16 protein-coding genes are annotated in these 17296 nt (G+C 41.5%); 12 read left to right on the top strand and 4 right to left on the bottom strand.

What is annotated here, in order from left to right; translation table 11 throughout:
* Nucleotides 1-376: 376 nt before the first annotated feature.
* Nucleotides 377-1606: an FIST signal transduction protein gene (locus V7K49_RS24055; protein ID WP_334871160.1), complete on the bottom strand. Its 1230-nt coding sequence runs from the start codon at nt 1604-1606 to the stop codon at nt 377-379.
* Between the two features lie 369 nt (nt 1607-1975).
* Between V7K49_RS24055 and V7K49_RS24050 the strand changes: the two genes are divergently transcribed.
* The 4 genes from V7K49_RS24050 (at nt 1976) to V7K49_RS24035 (ending at nt 4916) form a co-directional block, all read left to right on the top strand.
* On the top strand, nt 1976-2221 hold the full coding sequence (locus V7K49_RS24050) for a Calvin cycle protein CP12 (protein WP_334871161.1): 246 nt from the start codon (nt 1976-1978) through the stop codon (nt 2219-2221).
* Between the two features lie 1118 nt (nt 2222-3339).
* On the top strand, nt 3340-3936 hold the full coding sequence (locus V7K49_RS24045) for a DUF3177 family protein (protein WP_334726090.1): 597 nt from the start codon (nt 3340-3342) through the stop codon (nt 3934-3936).
* A 36-nt stretch (nt 3937-3972) separates the two neighbouring features.
* The gene (locus V7K49_RS24040) at nt 3973-4269 is read left to right on the top strand and encodes a DUF7734 family protein (RefSeq protein ID WP_335207830.1); all 297 of its coding nucleotides are present in this window, start codon (nt 3973-3975) and stop codon (nt 4267-4269) included.
* A 164-nt stretch (nt 4270-4433) separates the two neighbouring features.
* On the top strand, nt 4434-4916 hold the full coding sequence (locus V7K49_RS24035; protein WP_335207829.1) for a hypothetical protein: 483 nt from the start codon (nt 4434-4436) through the stop codon (nt 4914-4916).
* Here V7K49_RS24035 and V7K49_RS24030 read toward each other — a convergent pair.
* Nucleotides 4861-6114, bottom strand: a complete 1254-nt coding sequence (locus tag V7K49_RS24030) for a DNA cytosine methyltransferase (RefSeq protein WP_335207828.1) — start codon at nt 6112-6114, stop codon at nt 4861-4863. The two genes, V7K49_RS24035 and V7K49_RS24030, sit on opposite strands and share 56 nt — an antisense overlap.
* A gap of 119 nt (nt 6115-6233) precedes the next feature.
* Here V7K49_RS24030 and V7K49_RS24025 point away from each other — a divergent pair, with 119 nt between their 5' ends.
* The 8 genes from V7K49_RS24025 (at nt 6234) to V7K49_RS23990 (ending at nt 14839) form a co-directional block, all read left to right on the top strand.
* Nucleotides 6234-6458: a hypothetical protein gene (locus V7K49_RS24025; protein WP_335207827.1), complete on the top strand. Its 225-nt coding sequence runs from the start codon at nt 6234-6236 to the stop codon at nt 6456-6458.
* Between the two features lie 103 nt (nt 6459-6561).
* Complete coding sequence (gene cbiD, locus V7K49_RS24020; protein WP_335207825.1) at nt 6562-7704, top strand: cobalt-precorrin-5B (C(1))-methyltransferase CbiD; 1143 nt, start codon at nt 6562-6564, stop codon at nt 7702-7704.
* Nucleotides 7705-7932: 228 nt separating this feature from the next.
* Nucleotides 7933-9555 (top strand): glutamine-hydrolyzing GMP synthase, encoded by a 1623-nt coding sequence (gene guaA / locus V7K49_RS24015; protein ID WP_334871166.1) that lies wholly within the window; start codon nt 7933-7935, stop codon nt 9553-9555.
* An 870-nt stretch (nt 9556-10425) separates the two neighbouring features.
* Nucleotides 10426-10830 carry a response regulator gene (locus V7K49_RS24010; protein WP_335207823.1) on the top strand — a complete coding sequence of 135 codons (405 nt, stop codon included), beginning with the start codon at nt 10426-10428 and terminating at the stop codon, nt 10828-10830.
* A gap of 353 nt (nt 10831-11183) precedes the next feature.
* Nucleotides 11184-11999 (top strand): class I SAM-dependent methyltransferase, encoded by an 816-nt coding sequence (locus tag V7K49_RS24005; protein ID WP_335207822.1) that lies wholly within the window; start codon nt 11184-11186, stop codon nt 11997-11999.
* Nucleotides 12000-12108: 109 nt separating this feature from the next.
* On the top strand, nt 12109-12750 hold the full coding sequence (locus tag V7K49_RS24000) for a DUF4232 domain-containing protein (RefSeq protein WP_334871169.1): 642 nt from the start codon (nt 12109-12111) through the stop codon (nt 12748-12750).
* A 101-nt stretch (nt 12751-12851) separates the two neighbouring features.
* Nucleotides 12852-13643, top strand: a complete 792-nt coding sequence (locus V7K49_RS23995) for a GH25 family lysozyme (protein ID WP_335207821.1) — start codon at nt 12852-12854, stop codon at nt 13641-13643.
* Nucleotides 13644-14056: 413 nt separating this feature from the next.
* A complete protein-coding gene (locus V7K49_RS23990) occupies nt 14057-14839 on the top strand; it encodes an ankyrin repeat domain-containing protein (RefSeq protein WP_335207820.1) in 783 nt (260 codons plus the stop codon).
* A 325-nt stretch (nt 14840-15164) separates the two neighbouring features.
* Here V7K49_RS23990 and V7K49_RS23985 read toward each other — a convergent pair whose 3' ends face one another.
* Together V7K49_RS23985 and V7K49_RS23980 are read right to left on the bottom strand one after the other, a co-directional pair.
* On the bottom strand, nt 15165-15608 hold the full coding sequence (locus V7K49_RS23985) for an NUDIX hydrolase (protein WP_335207819.1): 444 nt from the start codon (nt 15606-15608) through the stop codon (nt 15165-15167).
* A gap of 482 nt (nt 15609-16090) precedes the next feature.
* On the bottom strand, nt 16091-17062 hold the full coding sequence (locus tag V7K49_RS23980; RefSeq protein ID WP_334871173.1) for an RsmB/NOP family class I SAM-dependent RNA methyltransferase: 972 nt from the start codon (nt 17060-17062) through the stop codon (nt 16091-16093).
* Between the last annotated feature and the right edge of the window lie 234 nt (nt 17063-17296).

The following is a 17296-nucleotide window of genomic DNA, read 5'->3' as shown; positions in this document are numbered from 1 at the left end:
ATGAATAAGTTTCAGATTAATATTAGATATTTTCTTGCTAGGAATCAGAAAAAATAATGAAGTCTATCCACATTATTATTAACTCACCTATAACTATGTGCTTCCTCAATCAATCATGGAGCTTTTAGTTAAAGAATACAAGGTATAAATTAATATTTAAACTAGTCTATACAAGGAATATATTTCTTTATATATACAAGTCTTCAGAGCGTTTCTCTCGATATATATCTGCAAGTATAGAAGGACAACTAAATGCTAAAAATCATTCGTGAAAAGTCAGATCCCCGACTTCTTTGAGAAGTCGGGGATCTGGACACCGCGAATTTGAATGAAATTCAGATAGGATTGCTATAGAGTCAGGAGTCTAACTTATAATTCATAACTGATTTTGGCGACAAATTCCAAATGCTGAAGTGTAGGCGTGTAAGAAGGTTCTGCCACCAACAGGGCCGATTTCACCACCACAGAAAAAGCCGACTACAGGAATATCGTTAATGTAACGCCGAAATAGTTCAGAATCGAAATTGGGTTTACCATACAGTCCTTCACCTCGCCCCAGACAGGCAAACATCAAGGCAGCTACGGCAGAGGGTTCAGAGTCTCGTTGGTGTTGATAACTTTGGAGAAGTAATTCTAGGTCTTCAGCAGAGGCTTGGGCATCGCGTAGGTGGAATTGCAGCCTTTGACCAGGACGGACGCGATCGCCAATTGCGATCGCCCCAGCTGTTGGATCGACCCCAAGAATACCACGAATTAAAAAGTCTCCTTGCTGCAAAGCCAGCTTAAATTCATCCATTGCTACACCAACAAACAGAGAGTGCTGTGCTAAAGTCCGTTCTTGTTCGCTGAGACTGGCAATCAAATCTCGCAACACCATTAGAGGGACTTTATCATCTAACTCCAGAATAATATTGCGATCGGCTTTTGTGACTTGCAATGGTTTGCCAATCGGTCGGCATCCTTGGGCTACAATAGTTTCTAAAACAATATTGCCAGTCAAAGCTATACCAACAGTGCCCTCGCGATACAGGTTTTGGTGTTCCTCAGCATCATTACAAAATAGGGCAACACGACCACCCATACCCCCACCACTAGCCTGTCCCCCCACTATCACCGATCCTGGATAAGCAAAATCCAGTCCCTGCAACAAATTGTTGATTCCAGAGGCGAAAGAACTAGACAGCAAGATGAACTGGGGTGTCGGTGATGCTGGCACACCAATCAAATCAACCCAAGCATCTGGTGAACTGTCTAAGTCAGGTAATTCTTCAGCAACAATATGAAAGACTTGAACCTTCACTCCTGGAAGGTGTGCCAAAGTCAAGCTGATAGCTGGTTCAGTTTCCAGTTCTTGGGTTTCTCCGCTAACTGTCGTCCCAATCACACCTCCACCACTACAGCCAATTAGCACTGGCACAGAAAGTTTTTCGGCTAACAACGGTAACAGTCGGGAATACTCACTCGCAAAAGCAGACGAAATGAATACCAGTCCTAGATCCGCAGGTGCTGTTAATGATGAGACAGCTCGTTCCACCACATCTGTAACAGCGGCTTCCAAAGAATGACGGGTTGATAGGGCGTTTGCCCACTGCATTTGGTCTGCCATGAGTTTTGAGCTTCTTTCTCTTTTTAGGCTAGTAGGTTTTGATTTTTTTTTGGGAAGAATTGCATTTTACAAGAATTAGCGCCAGCCCTTTGTCTCCTCCATCCCAAAAAGCTGGGGTTGTCATTCCCTAATAGATGCATCTAAATATATTGTATGATTGTTTATCTCTAGTACTGATTCCACAAAATCTTAAAAAATTAAAGATGAATGCATCATAGATACGGCAGTTTCCTGTATTGGTTATAAATCAATAGGCTAAAGTACTAACTTATGAGCTAAGTGGTTAGAATGGTTAGTAATCAAGCCAAAATCTGCCATCTCTAAATTTTTTCTATACTGGTATTAACAACACACCACGAGACTAAAGCAATGACTAACATCCAAGAAACAGCAAACAGCGGTATCCAAGAGAAAATTCAAGAAGAAGTCGAACAAGCGCGTACTGTCTGTGATACTAGCGGTAGCAACTCACCAGAGTGTGCTGCGGCTTGGGATGCAGTAGAAGAATTGCAAGCCGAAGCTTCCCACAAGCGCCAAAGCAAGCCAAAAAACTCTCTAGAACAGTATTGTGATGACAACCCAGATGCAATTGAATGCCGGGTTTACGACGACTAAAAATTCAGGCAAGTGAATTTTCTGTTCATTTGGTCAGCAAGCAACCAGGATTTACTTACTCAAATGTCGCACTTTCACCTCACTCCCGCCTCAAATCGCACTCTCCCTCTTTGATCATTTTCTCCAACGGGTGGAAAATTGGTGAAATATCTGAAGTTACGGATGTATAAGGGTTAAACTTTAAGAGTTTTTTTATCTTATAAGCAAACCTTTATACCCAAAAAAGTTGGGGTTTTGTCTGGGAGTGCCGAATTTGTAGTTGGTGGGTGGGTTTTGAACAGACTCCCTGATGCTACTACAGGTAGGTGCAAAATCTAAGTTGAGGATCTTTGAGTTGCTTGTTTTTTGCTAAATAGAGAGATTAAGGAAAGTGAATTGACCATTGTACCATCTAATATCTTTTCCAAAAATCTTTGTAACAAATGAATTGGCTGTAGGGGCGTACACATGTATGCCCCTACAAACGTATTTATAGTATAAATTTCGTGAAATGGTATGAGTTGGGCGAAATTAAATATAAAATGTCATTGCGTTGGCGTAAGCCTTCCTGTAGAGTACGTAACGCAGTGGAGTGTTCGCGTAGCGTCTCATAGAGAAGCAATCTCAGTGCTTTGCGATTGCAACTTTACAAGACGCTACCGCGAAAACTTCGTACCCTTCTCCTGGCAGAGACGCTACGCGTAGCTTGCTTCCACGAAGTGATACGGGTTCTCCAAAGGAGTACGCAATGACGAACTATTCTTAATAGGACTTACGCAAAAATTGCCAAAAAGCTTAATTTATCGTAGACACGTAGTGGCTTGCCGCAGGCTACCGCCATCTCTGCGAGAGGCTTCCGCCAACGCCAACGCGCAGCGTCTCGTAGAGAAGAGAAGAATCGTAGAGTGTGCGTAAGTCTTATTATATTTATTTAGATCCATCTACTTATGAGTTGGGGAGCCACTTGCTTGCACAAAGAAGTTAGAGCGCAGTTTTGAGGCAAGACACTGAGCTTTGTGCTTTGATTAAACTGTTATCTAATATAGATCGACTACTAGCTAGCTAATAGCTTACAGGTTTATCAGTTATGGATAGTTGCTCTTGGTTAAAAATGTTTTATTTAGCGTTTGAGAAAAACAATGGACTATAATATTTGGTTTCGCCCTTTCGTCTGGATTGATTATCGACTGGCAGTATTATTTCTGGTAATTATTCCGCTAATTCTTCTGATTTGGGCATTTGTGCAAAAAGCAGAAAGCATACAACGCTTATTGAGTATATACTGGCGGGTATCAAGCCTGGTGGCAATCACGATTTACTTAATGATTGCCCAGTATCCAGTTAGCTTTATTTCTGGGTTGATAGCTCGGATTTTGATCCCGATTTCGCTGTGGTTCTGGGTGGATCTCAACGATGAAATTGAGTATCAAACCAGTGGCTCTTTGAAATTTATTTTTACCTCTTGGCGCTGGGCTACAACTGTTTATTGTATTTTGGGGACACTAGCTTTTATCCCTTTTTTGGGTTGTGCTTTTTCTGGCAATATGCTTAAAACTCCCTATTGTCGCGTCTGGTTTGAGGCTCCATTGCTATTCAAAGAATATTTCCATGCTAATAGCAAGGCTGAGTTCTTAGGTTTTCTTGGCATAATTAGTTTAGTAATTTATGTGCTTTACTTAAGCTATTTTGTTCTGATTAAGCTCGGCAAGCAGGGACGTTCAGCCACACCACAGTAACCGTCGTTGCGCCACCGTACCCCTACTCTTAAAAAAATGAATTCCATTGGTAAGCGACTGGAACAATACACCGCTAAACGCCCCCAAGAAGTCTTACTTGTAATGGTGGAAATTGCCGATGAGCAAGATACAATTGCTATTTTCAAAGGCTTTTCCAGTTCTTTGATGCGTCCAACGGCATTTGATGCAGATGTACCAGTTCTACCCGATGGGGTAAACATCCTCAACATTGACCGAGTAGCCAGTCCTTATAATCCTGAAGCACCCCGTTATATTCAACAAGGACTCTCTTGGGAAGCTATGGAAGCTCTATTATCAGAAATGGGAGTCTAACTTTACTAATTCGTAATGACCCTCGTTCCTTGCTACCGCTTCGCTAACATAATTTGTAAGTTGGTAGATAAACTATGTAATTCTTCGGCTAGACGTAGGTAGCAGACGAGTAAACAAACTTGGGCTAATATGAAAAATTGATTATTCTGTAAAGCAAGCTTTTTATGCTTCAATCCCCGCCTCCAATCATACGTTTTCTTGCAAATAAGATTCAGAGTACTGATTCTGACTTTGAAGAGTATTTAATTGATGTTGCCACCATTTTTGCAGAATTTGACGGTCAAACTTATGATTATGATGCTGTAACCAATAGATTTCTACAGCTATCTGGTAGACCCATTGAAAGTGATCGAGATCCATCGTTTTTCCGCGACAAGTATAGTGCTTATGGAAGTTTTATTGGCATCATAATGATTGTCCGCGAAAGGGATAGATGGGTATGGAAGCTTTCTGGCGCTGCATCTGAACTTCTATGTGGAGAAGAACCTAATGTTAGAGCATTTATCAGAGTTCAACTAAGTCTGCTTCAATATCCATTTCTTGTTGGTACACAGTACAAATCTCAATCCGCATTTATAAATGGAAAAGCACTTAAACCAATACAAGAAATGCTCGAAGCTCAGGTTTCGACGGTACATCCAAACTAGTTTCTCTATGAGCATCTATTGTTTGTTGATTAAACAGTGGTAATAAGTGAGCTTGTCCTAAAGAAACAAGCATCTCATTAGTTGTTCTTACAATGCCTGAAGGAATATCAAATAGCTTTAGAGCTACGTACTTAGCCCAAACAGCAGCCAATACAGGAGGAACTGCGTTGCCAACCTGTCTAATAGGATGTCTGCTAGTTCCAGAGAAATACCAAAAATCCGGAAATGTTTGTATCCTTGCGGATTCACGTGGGGTAACTTCACGAGGTTGAAAGGGATGAATATGCCCTTTACCACCTCCTTTATCTGAGCCAACAATGATCGTATAGCTTGGTCTATCTGGATGTAACTTATTAATTCTAGTAGCAGAATCTCTCTCGCCAAATCTCAAATTCCTATATCTGTTCTTAATCTCTTCGCTGTGCTTTCTACCAATATGATTGTGGATACTCCCAAGCTCTTCAGGCAAACTAGCCAGTGCATGTTTAACACAAACTCGTGGTAAACGATTAAGTTCCATCTGGAAAGTATCTTCATTAGGTCGTTCTGCTCCACCATGTGTTGCCAGTAGTTCGGGTAGATTTTGAGGAAGTTCGATTCCAGAACGTGAGCCAAAGATAAAAATTCTTTTCCTATATTGAGGAACGCCATAATCAGCAGCTTCTACAACGTAATAGTTGACCTTATATGGCTGAATTGATTCTAAAGCTTGCAATACTTGTTTAAATGTCTCACCAGCTTCTACCGTTAATAAACCAGGCACATTCTCTAACCAAAAGCACTCAGGTTCAAGACTTTTCACATAGCTAACAAATCGCCACATTAGATTTCCGCGTGGGTCATCCATCCCTCGACGACGACCAAATACTGAGAATGATTGACACGGTGGCCCTCCTACCAACAGAGCTACCTGTCCCTTAGACAATCTAGCAGCTCGTAATAAAGTTTCTCCTTCAACTTGCCAAGCATCTTTTTGCAACACAACTGCGTTGTTTAAGAAGCCATGAGTTCCGCTTCTACGACCTTCCCGTCTGTTATGCCGAAGACTAATACAGGAGTGGCTATCTACCTCAAGACAACAACGTGTTTCAAAAATACCAGTTGCTTCTAATCCCAAATCAAGCCCACCTGCCCCTGAAAACACTGAAATAACGGGCAGTTTGCCGTTTATTAAGTACGTGGATGAAGTAGTACTCATGTATTTTATTCCATAATAGCTTGTACTATACAGATATTTTGCCCGCTTGCCTATAAACATGTTTACATGTTTATAAGCTTTCATAAAGTAAAATTTACTAGTGTGAGCGTTAATTCTTTATGGCTGGTACTCGAATTCCTGACGATCTATATCAACAGTTGCAAGCTATAAGGGCAGAACTGCTACTCGAATTTGGTTCTGAAGCGCCTGTATTGCAAGATATGGTAAATATAGCCATAATCAGGTTTATAGAAAGTTGGCAAACAGTAGAACGTCAAGAAATCTTGAAAGTTCTTCTTGAATCAAGAGAGAAAGCTCGTTCAAGAATGGGACACCGTGATTAGCTTGCTCTAACTATTGCATCCAAAGCGGCATAATATTTGCATATCAAGGCTTGGGCAACTTTTAGTTGTTGCACATACCGTTTTGACTTTTGAATTTAAAAAAATGTCTCGTTCTGGATACACACTCCCAGTATTTGCCTGCGCTACTGCTGTTGCAGCTTTACACTGGTTACGCGATCGCCAACCCCTAAAAGTTGCGTCTGTAGATTTGATTGAACCCGCTCAAATCGCAGAAATCCCAATTGAACAGGTAGCAGGACTATCTGAGAGCATGGCTTTAGCGATCGGCCGTAGTGACCCAGGTGATAATCTTGACCTGACTAAAGATACACCGATTTGGGCATTGGTGGAATGGGGAGGGGAAGCAGGGGAAGCAGGGGAAGCAGGGGGAGAGGGGGAGGCAATAACTATTAAAGGAGGGGAAGGAATTGGCAGACAGATGAATGCTGATGACAAGCCGGCTATTTATGCTTATGCTCAAAGGCTCCTAAAAGAAAACTTGCAACGGATGCTAGCACCGGGGGAAAAAATCACGGTGACGATTATTCTACCCGAAGGGCGATCGCTTGCTGTTCGGACTTCAAATTCTGCTTTTGGTGTGGTTGAAGGACTTTCCCTTTTAGGCACAACCGGCATTTCTCAACCTTTAAGTACACCCGATCAGCTTGCAGTTTTTCGGGGGGAATTACAAAATAAAGCCAGTCGTTTTGAGAGTTTAGTATTCTGTATCGGGGAGAATGGTCTAGATTTGGCGCGTAAACTAGGGATTAATCCTGAACAATTGGTCAAAACTGCTAACTGGCTCGGCCCAATGTTAGTAGAAGCTGATGTGCTAGGCGTGAAAGAAATCTTATTATTTGGCTATCACGGTAAGCTGATGAAACTGGCAGGAGGAATTTTTCACACCCATCACTACTTGGCTGATGGACGCCGGGAAATTTTGGCAGCGCATTGTGCGATCGCTGGTTTAAAATCACCAGATATCCAAGCTGTGTTTAACAGTGCGACCGCCGAAGCTGCATTAACATATTTAAAATCGCTAGATGCTGCAACTGGCAGTGATTGGGTAAATCAAGTTTACACTGCGATCGCCGAAACTATCGATGTTCGTTCGCAAGAATACATCCAAAACCATAGTGAAAGGGGCACAGAAGTAACAGTCTGTGGCTCTATCCTCTTTGATCGCGATCGCAAAATTATCGTGAAGAGTAAAACTGCTGGTCTGTTGATGGGAAAATTATGTTAATTTATTATGAATAATCGTAAACAATCCAAATAAATAATCTTTTAAGTAACCACTCTAGGGTAGATTTATCGTTTTCATACCATCTCCGCCTCCGGGACTAGACAAACGCACATAACCTCGCGTTTGTCTAGGGCTTCTGTACCATTATCAGCCTATGCAGGCTGAATAATAGCATCACCATAGACCACAAAGCATCTATTTATCCTTAACAGATATAACATTTCCGTCATGAATACAGCGGTGACTCTACCAACAGAACAAGCCCCCCAAACATTGGAAGATTTTGGGCGGCTTGATCGTCAATTGATTGTAATTCTGGACTTCGGCTCTCAATATTCTGAGTTGATTGCCCGGCGCATCCGCGAGACTCAAGTATACTCTGAAGTTTTGTCCTATCGCACTTCTTCTGCACTTTTGCGCCAACTCAATCCTAAGGGAATCATCCTCTCCGGTGGGCCGAGTTCGGTTTATGGTGATAAAGCTCCCCATTGTGACCCAGAAATCTGGAATTTGGGAATACCCGTCTTGGGTGTTTGCTATGGGATGCAGCTAATGGTAAACCAACTCGGTGGGGAAGTGGTAAAGGCTGACCGAGGTGAGTACGGCAAAGCATCATTATATATTGATGATCCTACAGATTTGCTCACTAATGTCGAAGATGGCATCACTATGTGGATGAGTCATGGAGACTCAGTTATCCAAATGCCGTCAGGGTTTGAATTGCTGGCACATACAGAAAATACTCCCTGTGCTGCCATTGCCGACCACGAAAGGAAACTTTACGGCGTTCAATTCCATCCAGAGGTGGTGCATTCTATTGGCGGTATAGCATTAATCCGTAATTTTGTCTACCATATCTGCGATTGCGAACCCACTTGGACAACAGCGGCTTTTGTCGAAGAGGCAATTGGGGAAATTCGCACCAGAGTTGGCGAGAAGCGGGTGCTGTTGGCGCTATCTGGGGGAGTGGATTCTTCTACTCTGGCCTTCTTGCTGTATAAAGCGATTGGTGAGAAACTAACTTGCGTATTTATCGATCAAGGCTTTATGCGAAAGTATGAGCCAGAGCGATTGGTAAAGCTATTCCAAGAACAGTTTCACATTCCTGTAGAGTATGTGAATGCCCGCGATCGCTTTTTAGCTACAATTGCCAATATTACAGATCCTGAAGAAAAACGCCGCCGCATCGGACACGAATTTATCAGCGTATTTGAGGAAACATCCAAGCGCCTCGGCCACTTTGACTATCTGGCTCAAGGGACTCTTTATCCAGATGTGATCGAATCTGCTGACACCAACGTTGATCCCCAAACTGGTGAGCGGGTAGCGGTGAAAATTAAGAGTCATCACAATGTTGGTGGTTTGCCCAAAGACTTAAGATTTAAATTGGTGGAACCACTGCGGAAACTATTTAAAGATGAAGTCCGCAAAGTTGGGCGTTCCATTGGTTTACCAGAAGAAATTGTCCAACGGCAACCTTTTCCTGGCCCTGGTTTGGCAATTCGCATTCTAGGAGAAGTCACATCTGAACGGTTAAATATTTTGCGCGATGCCGATTTGATTGTTCGGCAAGAAATTAACCGACGCGGCATGTATCATGATTTCTGGCAAGCATTTGCTGTATTGTTGCCAATTCGTAGTGTTGGCGTTATGGGGGATCAACGCACTTACGCTTACCCGATTGTTTTGCGGATTGTTACCAGTGAAGATGGCATGACTGCTGATTGGGCTAGAGTCCCTTACGATGTCCTGGAAGTCATTTCCACTCGGATTGTGAATGAGGTGAAAGGGGTGAATCGAGTGGTTTATGACATCACCTCTAAGCCACCTGGAACCATTGAATGGGAGTAATCAAGTTTTGAGTTTTGAGTTTACTTAACTAAAAGCTGATCACTGAATTTACGATGTTTAAATTTTGGATTTTGGAATTGAAAGATTCAAAATTCAAAATTTAAAAAAGCCTGTTCGCGCAGCATCCGTACCAGGAGCAAGCGAACGAGACGCTTCCTTGGCATTGGGAAAACCGTAGTGGCTCCCCTTTTTAAGACTTGCTCTAATGCTACGCCTTGGTCTGGGAGAGAGCGTCTGGGGGTTTCCACGCCAATTGTTCTACTTGGAGAGACCCCTGTGAGCGACTGGCGTGGGTTAAAGAGGATCGAGTCTTAACCCAAGCATATTGATTTTAAAAGCCTCCATCAAAATCCAAACCTATTAGTAAGAAAGCAGTCAACCAATTTTGGATAATGGAAAAATAGAATTTAGATTGACCCCAGCAATCAAGTCACTTGCTTGTCAAAAAATGTTTGGATAATGGAAAAATAGAATTATTCTCGCATTTAAATTCGGAAGTCTCAAACATGCATTAAATAATGGAACACATGAATCTTCTCTACGAGAGGCCCCGCCAACAATTCCATTATCCAAAATTTAAACATCGTAAATTCGGTGAGTAATTAATAAAATTATTCTGAAACTCCAAACTATTTGTTAAAATGAATTTTTTAAATGTAAAGGAATTTAAATACCAACATAATTTTATCCAGTCAATAATTATAAACGCTAACTAATAATTAACCATCAATTGGATGTAACTGGACAAATTGAATTATTGTTTAGAAAATAGGCGCGATCGCAGTAAAATTACCAATGGTGTGGTCATTGAGAAAAAACAAGCGGCTGATTAGAAATAACTTTCATTTGATCAACATTAATGGAGATGTTATGGAACCTGCTCTTCCCCTTGCTGGCTTAAACATCCTCGTAGTTGATGATGATGACGATAGCCGCTTTTACATTACTACCGTGTTAGAAGCAGATGGAGCCACTGTCATGGCAGTTGCATCGGCAGCGATAGCATTGAAAGTATTACCTGAGTTGCAACCTGATGTCTTGATTTGTGATATTGCTATGCCTGGTGAAGATGGCTACACTCTTATCCGCAAGATCCGGGCGCTGAAGCCTGATATTTGGGGAAAACTCCCCGCTATCGCCTTAACTGCCTATGGCGATAGTGAGTATCGTAGCCGTGCCCTGGAAGCGGGCTTTCAAACTCATGTGGCTAAACCGGTTGACCCAGGAGAACTAGTTGCGATCGTCGCAAATTTGGTCGCTTATTATAAGAGTTAACACAAAGATTATTTTATGAGCGATCACATCGCCTCTAGTTGACTAGCGATCGCAATGATAATATTAGCGATAAAATATCGAAAATGTGAGAACTTTACCCAGCGCTCAATTCTTACTTAGAAGGTAGTTTACAGGTTTGTGACCTTCATCCCATTCATGATGTCAAACCAGTTGCGATCGTAACTGGTTTCGGGTTTGTCTTATTTAGTAGCTTACAAGCTTTCTTCCAAGAGAATCCCAATCTTTAGAGGGTTTTGCAAACAGTATAGCGACAGCAATCGATATTGAATTGGTCTTTGATCCACCAGACCAAATAAAATGAAGTTGGACTCAAAAGCTGATCAAACTAGCTTATGCAAGACTCTAAACAAGAAATAAATGCCAGAGCTTCTATAGATTTAGAACAGCGAAGGAATTGGTATTCTCCCGTTGCTGATGTTTATTACAACGCCAGACCACAATATCCAAAGCAACTGATCGAGCGGTCCGTCGTTTTAGCCCAACTTGACTCAGATGCATCGATTCTTGAGGTCGGTTGTGGTCCAGGAAATGCGACGGTAGCTTTTGCTCAATTTGGTTTTTCAATGACGTGTATTGAGCCAAACCAGGATTTTTGTCATTTAGCACAACGCAACTGTGCAACCTATCCAAACGTTGCAATCCACAACACCTCATTTGAGGAGTGGGAACAGGAAGCAAAACAGTTCAATGCCGTTCTATCTGCTAATGCCTTTCACTGGATACCGTCAGAGATTCGGTATGCCAAGGCAGCGACGGTATTACGCGACAACGGGTTTCTCATCCTGCTATGGAATTTGAGACCTGAACCTAAATACGAAGTTTACCAAGCGATCGAGGAAGTGTTTCAAGCCTATGCTCCCTCATTTGTTCGGTATGAAGGTGCCAAAACTCAAGCGGAAATTTTGAGAGGGTTTGAACAAGACATTCTAGACTCTGGTTATTTTAAGAAGTTGGTGACTGAGCAAATCGCGTGTGAGGTTACGTACAGCATCGATGACTACCTTAAGCTATCAAGTACCATTGGGAGACTGGAGCCAAAGGCGAAGGAGTTGCTATTTGCAGGATTGCGGGAAAAGCTGAGGAACTTTGGAGACAGTGTACACCTCTCGTTTCTTTCTGCTGTTCACGTTGCCCGAAAAGATGTATAAGCTGTTGAATTCGTTACGTAATGACGCAGCAACGCTAACCCTTGTGAATTTGGAAACTTATACTGGATGTGAAGCATCAGTGTAAGTAGTTCACTATAAAAAAAGAGATATGCGAATTCTAATTATGGAAGGCAGTCTGTTATTGCTCCTGACTGCGGTGACAACTGCCTGTGTCGGTTCTTCCTCTGTTACAAAACAGCCACAAGCCTTACCAGTAAGCACTGAACAGCCGACGAAAGCGACTGTGTTAACCTCAACACCTACACCGATTGGAAAAACTACAGAGAATTCTACCCCTGAAGCCACTATTGCCACAAATTCGACGCGCTGTGAAACTAGTCAATTGTCAGTGCGCCGAGTCTCCGAAGATGCTGGCGTTGGGAATGTTGCCCTCACCTACGCCTTCAGCAATAACGCCTCATCTCCTTGCAACCTCTACGGTTATCCGGGATTGGCACTACTGGATGCAAAAGGTCAGCCTTTGGAGGGGGTTAAAGTTATCCGCTCCCAGGACACTTACTTTTCGAGTAAGCAACCTCGACAACAAGTAACTCTAGCTCCTGGAACACAAGCCTCATTTCAGATAGCATACAACCACATTAGTTCTCCAGAGGAACACTGCCCAATGTCTAGTAAAATTGAAATCACGCCTCCTAATGCTTACCAGCACTTTAGCCTCACAGAACAAATCAAGCCTTGTACAGGCAAAGTCAGAGTAACTCCGGTGCGAGCCGTTGGCACTCAACCCTAGTAAATTTCTGTAATTTACTCAAACATCCAGAAATAGCATAAATTTGATCACAGCCTCTGATAAGTTCAGTATTGTACTGTTTAAAAAGGTTAAAAAATTCTATGGAAGGAATTGATGTTGCCGATCAAGACGGCAGAGTAGATTGGACGGCAGTAAAAAACTCTGGTAAAACTTTTGCGTTTGTCAAAGCTACAGAAGGAGTTAGCATCAAAGATTCTGCTTTTGCTCATCACTGGCAGACGATGAAAACTGTTGGTATTATTCGGGGTGCTTATCATTTCTTTCACCCACATACATCTGACCCGGTTGAGCAAGCGAAGGAATTCTTAAAAACGTTGGGGAAATTAGAACCAGGAGACCTACCACCAGTTCTGGATGTAGAGGTAACTGACAAAGGAAGTAACCAAGCTGTAATTAATGGAGCGAAGCAGTGGTTAGCAGAGGTGGAAAAAGCCCTTCTACAACAAACAAAAAAACCAATTAAGCCAATTATTTATACCTTTCCTAGTTTCTGGCAAGAACTTGGTAATCCATCTGATTTTGCTAGTTATCCGTTATGGATTGCCCACTACGGAACCAAGAACCCAAGTATTCCTGGCGCTTGGCAGGGGCAATACCTAATCCATCAATATGAAGGTGATATATCTGGTGTAGCTGGTGTTAGTGGTCGAGCCGATTTGAATAGATTCAATGGATTGCAGCTAGGAGATTCTGGGCTAAGAGTAAAACAATTACAACAGCAATTAAAAAATATTGGATTATATACTGATGCCATTGATGGGCATTTTGCGGAGTCAGTTAAAAATGCAATTGTCAGTTTCCAAACATCTAAGGGATTGCAAGCTGATGGAATTGTGGGTATAAAAAGTTGGGTAGCTTTATTGTGGATATAGAACGAATTGTACACTCAATAAATAGACCCATACTCATCATAAAATAAATGTAAACATGGGTAATGTTTTACATCTAAGGTTTACTTTTTTTAATTAGTGAGTACAGTTGTTTTAAATATAGCTACTTATTGAAAATCCCTCACGGTGCTTAGAGCGCTTTTCAATAAGTAGCTAGTACGCCACGGCGTAAATAGAGCAACCATTTAAAATCCCTAAAAAGCCCATTCCATAATACTTTTGACTTTTGACTTTTGACTTTTGACTTCCGCCTTGCGGTACTAGGCGTAAATAAATTAAAGTTTGTAGTGAGTTAGCGCGGTAAGGGTAAGGACTTTATTACCGATAAACCTTGCTTTGCTACAATATTTACCTCACAAGCTTTTCAGGCTATTTTGTAGCCCCGTCAGTTAAAAATGTTTCAAATCGCAAGCAGACTGGCTTACAGTTTACGAATTCTAATTATTATATCTTGGAGCATTTCAGCACTCTGGTTCTGGCTGTTGATGCGCTTACGCATTCTCGCTTGGCTGGTTGTTTTGCCTGAGTGGTTTGCTAAGGTAGCTATTATTTTGGCTGCCAATATCGGGATAATGGCTTTGGGCTGTATCCTAGTAGGAGCAAGCAGTTTAATACTCTGGCGTTGGTTTCCAGTAACGCTCAGGGCTAGTCTTGCAATACTTATTCCAATACTTCTTGTAGTTGGGAGTATGTTGTATGGTCGCATCGATACGATGGGAACAGAACAATATGTTATTAATTTATCTCAACAAGGTGATGTGCAGAAAACACGCGAACAGCTGTTGATTCATATGGCACGGTATCAATTACCTAATGAATTGCAAGCACTGGTTCGAGTAGGAACCAATGTTAATACTCCCGATCCACAGGGTCGTTCTGCACTCTACTGGGCTAGAGAACCAGAAATGGTCAGACTGCTGCTGCAAGCAGGAGCAAAGCCTGATGGTAAGGCATTGGTAGAGGCTGCTTTCTGGGGAAGGCTAGATACGATTAAGCTGTTGTTTGAGGCCACTCCAGATGATGGCAAAACATTGGTAGCAGAGGTCGGTGATCAAGCTTTACAGAATGCAGCTAACGTCCGTTCTAGTGGAGAGCAGAATCGCCAACAAATTTTCCAGATGTTGGTGGCGCGAGGAGCGAAGCCAATTCCAAACGGGAATAAAGACAATCTGCCGTAAGTATAGGTAGATTGTCTTTATACATCTGAGTATGAATGGAAAGGCTCGTGTGAAGATAGGGTCATTTGACCGAGGGGGTAAAAGTAAAAAATGATCCAAAAATCAAGCAGAGTTACAAAAGATTTCGACGAACCATTTTTTCAGGTTTGGTAAACGTTGAAGAAAGCTTTTCAACTTCCGCCATTGCATCCAATGTTAATTTAACTTCCCGAAGCAGGAAGGGGGAAAAATTCAAAGCCTGTTTCCTAAAAAGAGAGAGGAATGTAAGTGAGGTGAAAACTGTACCTTACTGGGTCGAAAACCGCTATAGTTTGTATTTCTATATCTAACTAGCATCTCGAAATGCACAAAAGTGAGATTTGACCTGAAAAAAACCTTTCAGGATTCGTTTGAGTGAATTAAACTTAACCCACCTGATAGCTTTATTCACTTCTACCCACTGCCGTTTTCTTTTACTTGCTTCTGGATAATCTTCACTCAGCATGTCCACTGGCAACAAATATATCTTGACCCGGTAAATTTTACCTCGTTTGCGGTACTTGTAAGTGCCCAGTTCATTGGCGTCTACCTGCCCAATTATCCCTGCTTCTTCCCACGCCTCTTTGGCTGCTGAATCGGGCGGACTCATACCATTAGGAATATCTCCTTTCGGAATTACCCAGTGTTGAAAGTTACGGGTGGTGATTAGCAATATTTCGACTTTGCCATTGTTCACTCTATAAGGAATCACCCCAGACTGTTCAAACACTTTGCTGACTTTTCGACTCATGTAATTTGCATCTTGTACGGTCTAGCTTTTTTGTACAATGTTTATTTCAAAAAGTCTAGAGCTGATACTGGATAAATTTTGATTAATCTTAGATTATGAAAAGGTTAAATTTTTATCCATCAGAGTTAATTATTGGAAGTTTTTATTAATCTCTTAATCTCGTTTCCAAATTCTAGCTGCCAATGCTCTTCAATTGCAGCTCTGCCGCTTGGACTAGAGGCGGTAGCCTCACAATTGCATTCCCAGTCTCAGACTGGGAACGAGGCACAAGATTTTTAAAGCTTTTGGCTGTAATTTGATGTAGATAAAAACGTTTTATCCGTAGCGTATGTTGCATTTATACCAGAATTCCTATATCTGTTACCTGAATATAAAGTCAATTGGCTTAAAAGATGTATTTCTGATGGCTGATTGACAAATGCAGCACTATTCAAAACATGATATATTCTGGCATTAAGCTAGAATATATCTCACCAATGTAACTAACTTGACTTTTTCAAATTTTCGTAGATATACAGCGAAGATATTGTATTTAAATCTAATTTTTTAGGCTCATCTTCATCGTCATTAGTATTTTTAAACAGGACTGTAAACGCACCAGCGCCTAACCTATCTTGAGGAAACATCCGATAACAAGGCATGGTAGTTAAATGCGACTGATATTTGGCTAAATTACTCATTTCTATTGCCTGAAACTGGGGAAAGCGTTCTAAAAACCATTCACAAATTTGCTCATTTTCTTCCGGTGAATATGTACAAGTCATATAAGCCAGATAGCCTTGTGGTGAAACTATTTTAGCAGAGTTAGCTATAATGCGCTTTTGCCGATTTGCACTCTTATTAATAGCAGTTGGGTGAAAACATCCGGGTGCTTTTTCACCTTTGGCGAGTAAGGATTGTCCAGTGCAAGGAGCATCTACTATTACTAGATTGCTAGAGCCGAAAAACATTTGGGCAAATATACTCGAATCTCTATTAACCACTGCACTAGGGCTGATCTGACAACGCTTAAAATTAGAAATTAGCATTCCCAGACGTTTGCCAATTACTTCATTACTGATCAGTAAGTCAGGTTGTAAAGCTTTCCAAGCGAAGATACTTTTACCTCCTGGTGCGGCACACATATCAAAAACTAAACGTACTGACTGAGGAATAGCTAACAAAGTAGTAGCTGCAAACACCGAAGAAAAATCTAAGCAATAGAAATATCCTTTTTGATGTAAGGGATGCTGACCGGGTTTTTCTCCCAGGTATAAGCGGTCTATAAATTTTGGTTGCCAAGAGGTTGGTGTTTCCACTGCCAAAGGTGAAATATCTGGCTTTTCTTGACACCAAAGAATACTGGGTGAAAAAGGCTGAGGATTTATTAAAGCCTCGATAAATTTTTCTTGTTCATCTAGATTAGTGAACAAACGCCGCGAGACTTTAAGTAATAAATTAGAAGGTTTTTCCATGTAGATATATAAATAACTGGTACAACACGGCGTAAATAGAGCAACCATTTAAAAACCCTAAAAAGCCAATTCCTTAATACTTTTGAATTTTGAATTTTGAATTTTGACTTCCGCCTTGCGGTACTAGGTTGTATCAAAATACAAATGAAACTGTTACACAAGAACAATGTAATTAAGGCTTTTGGCTTCATACTCAAAATATAATGACCGCCATTGGGATTGCAATGGCCAAGC

The sequence above is a fragment of the Nostoc sp. genome (assembly GCF_036919675.1).
In the GTDB taxonomy this organism is placed as follows: domain Bacteria; phylum Cyanobacteriota; class Cyanobacteriia; order Cyanobacteriales; family Nostocaceae; genus Nostoc.
Note: the sequence above shows the minus strand (reverse complement) of the source record. Positions and strands in the feature narration are given on the sequence as shown.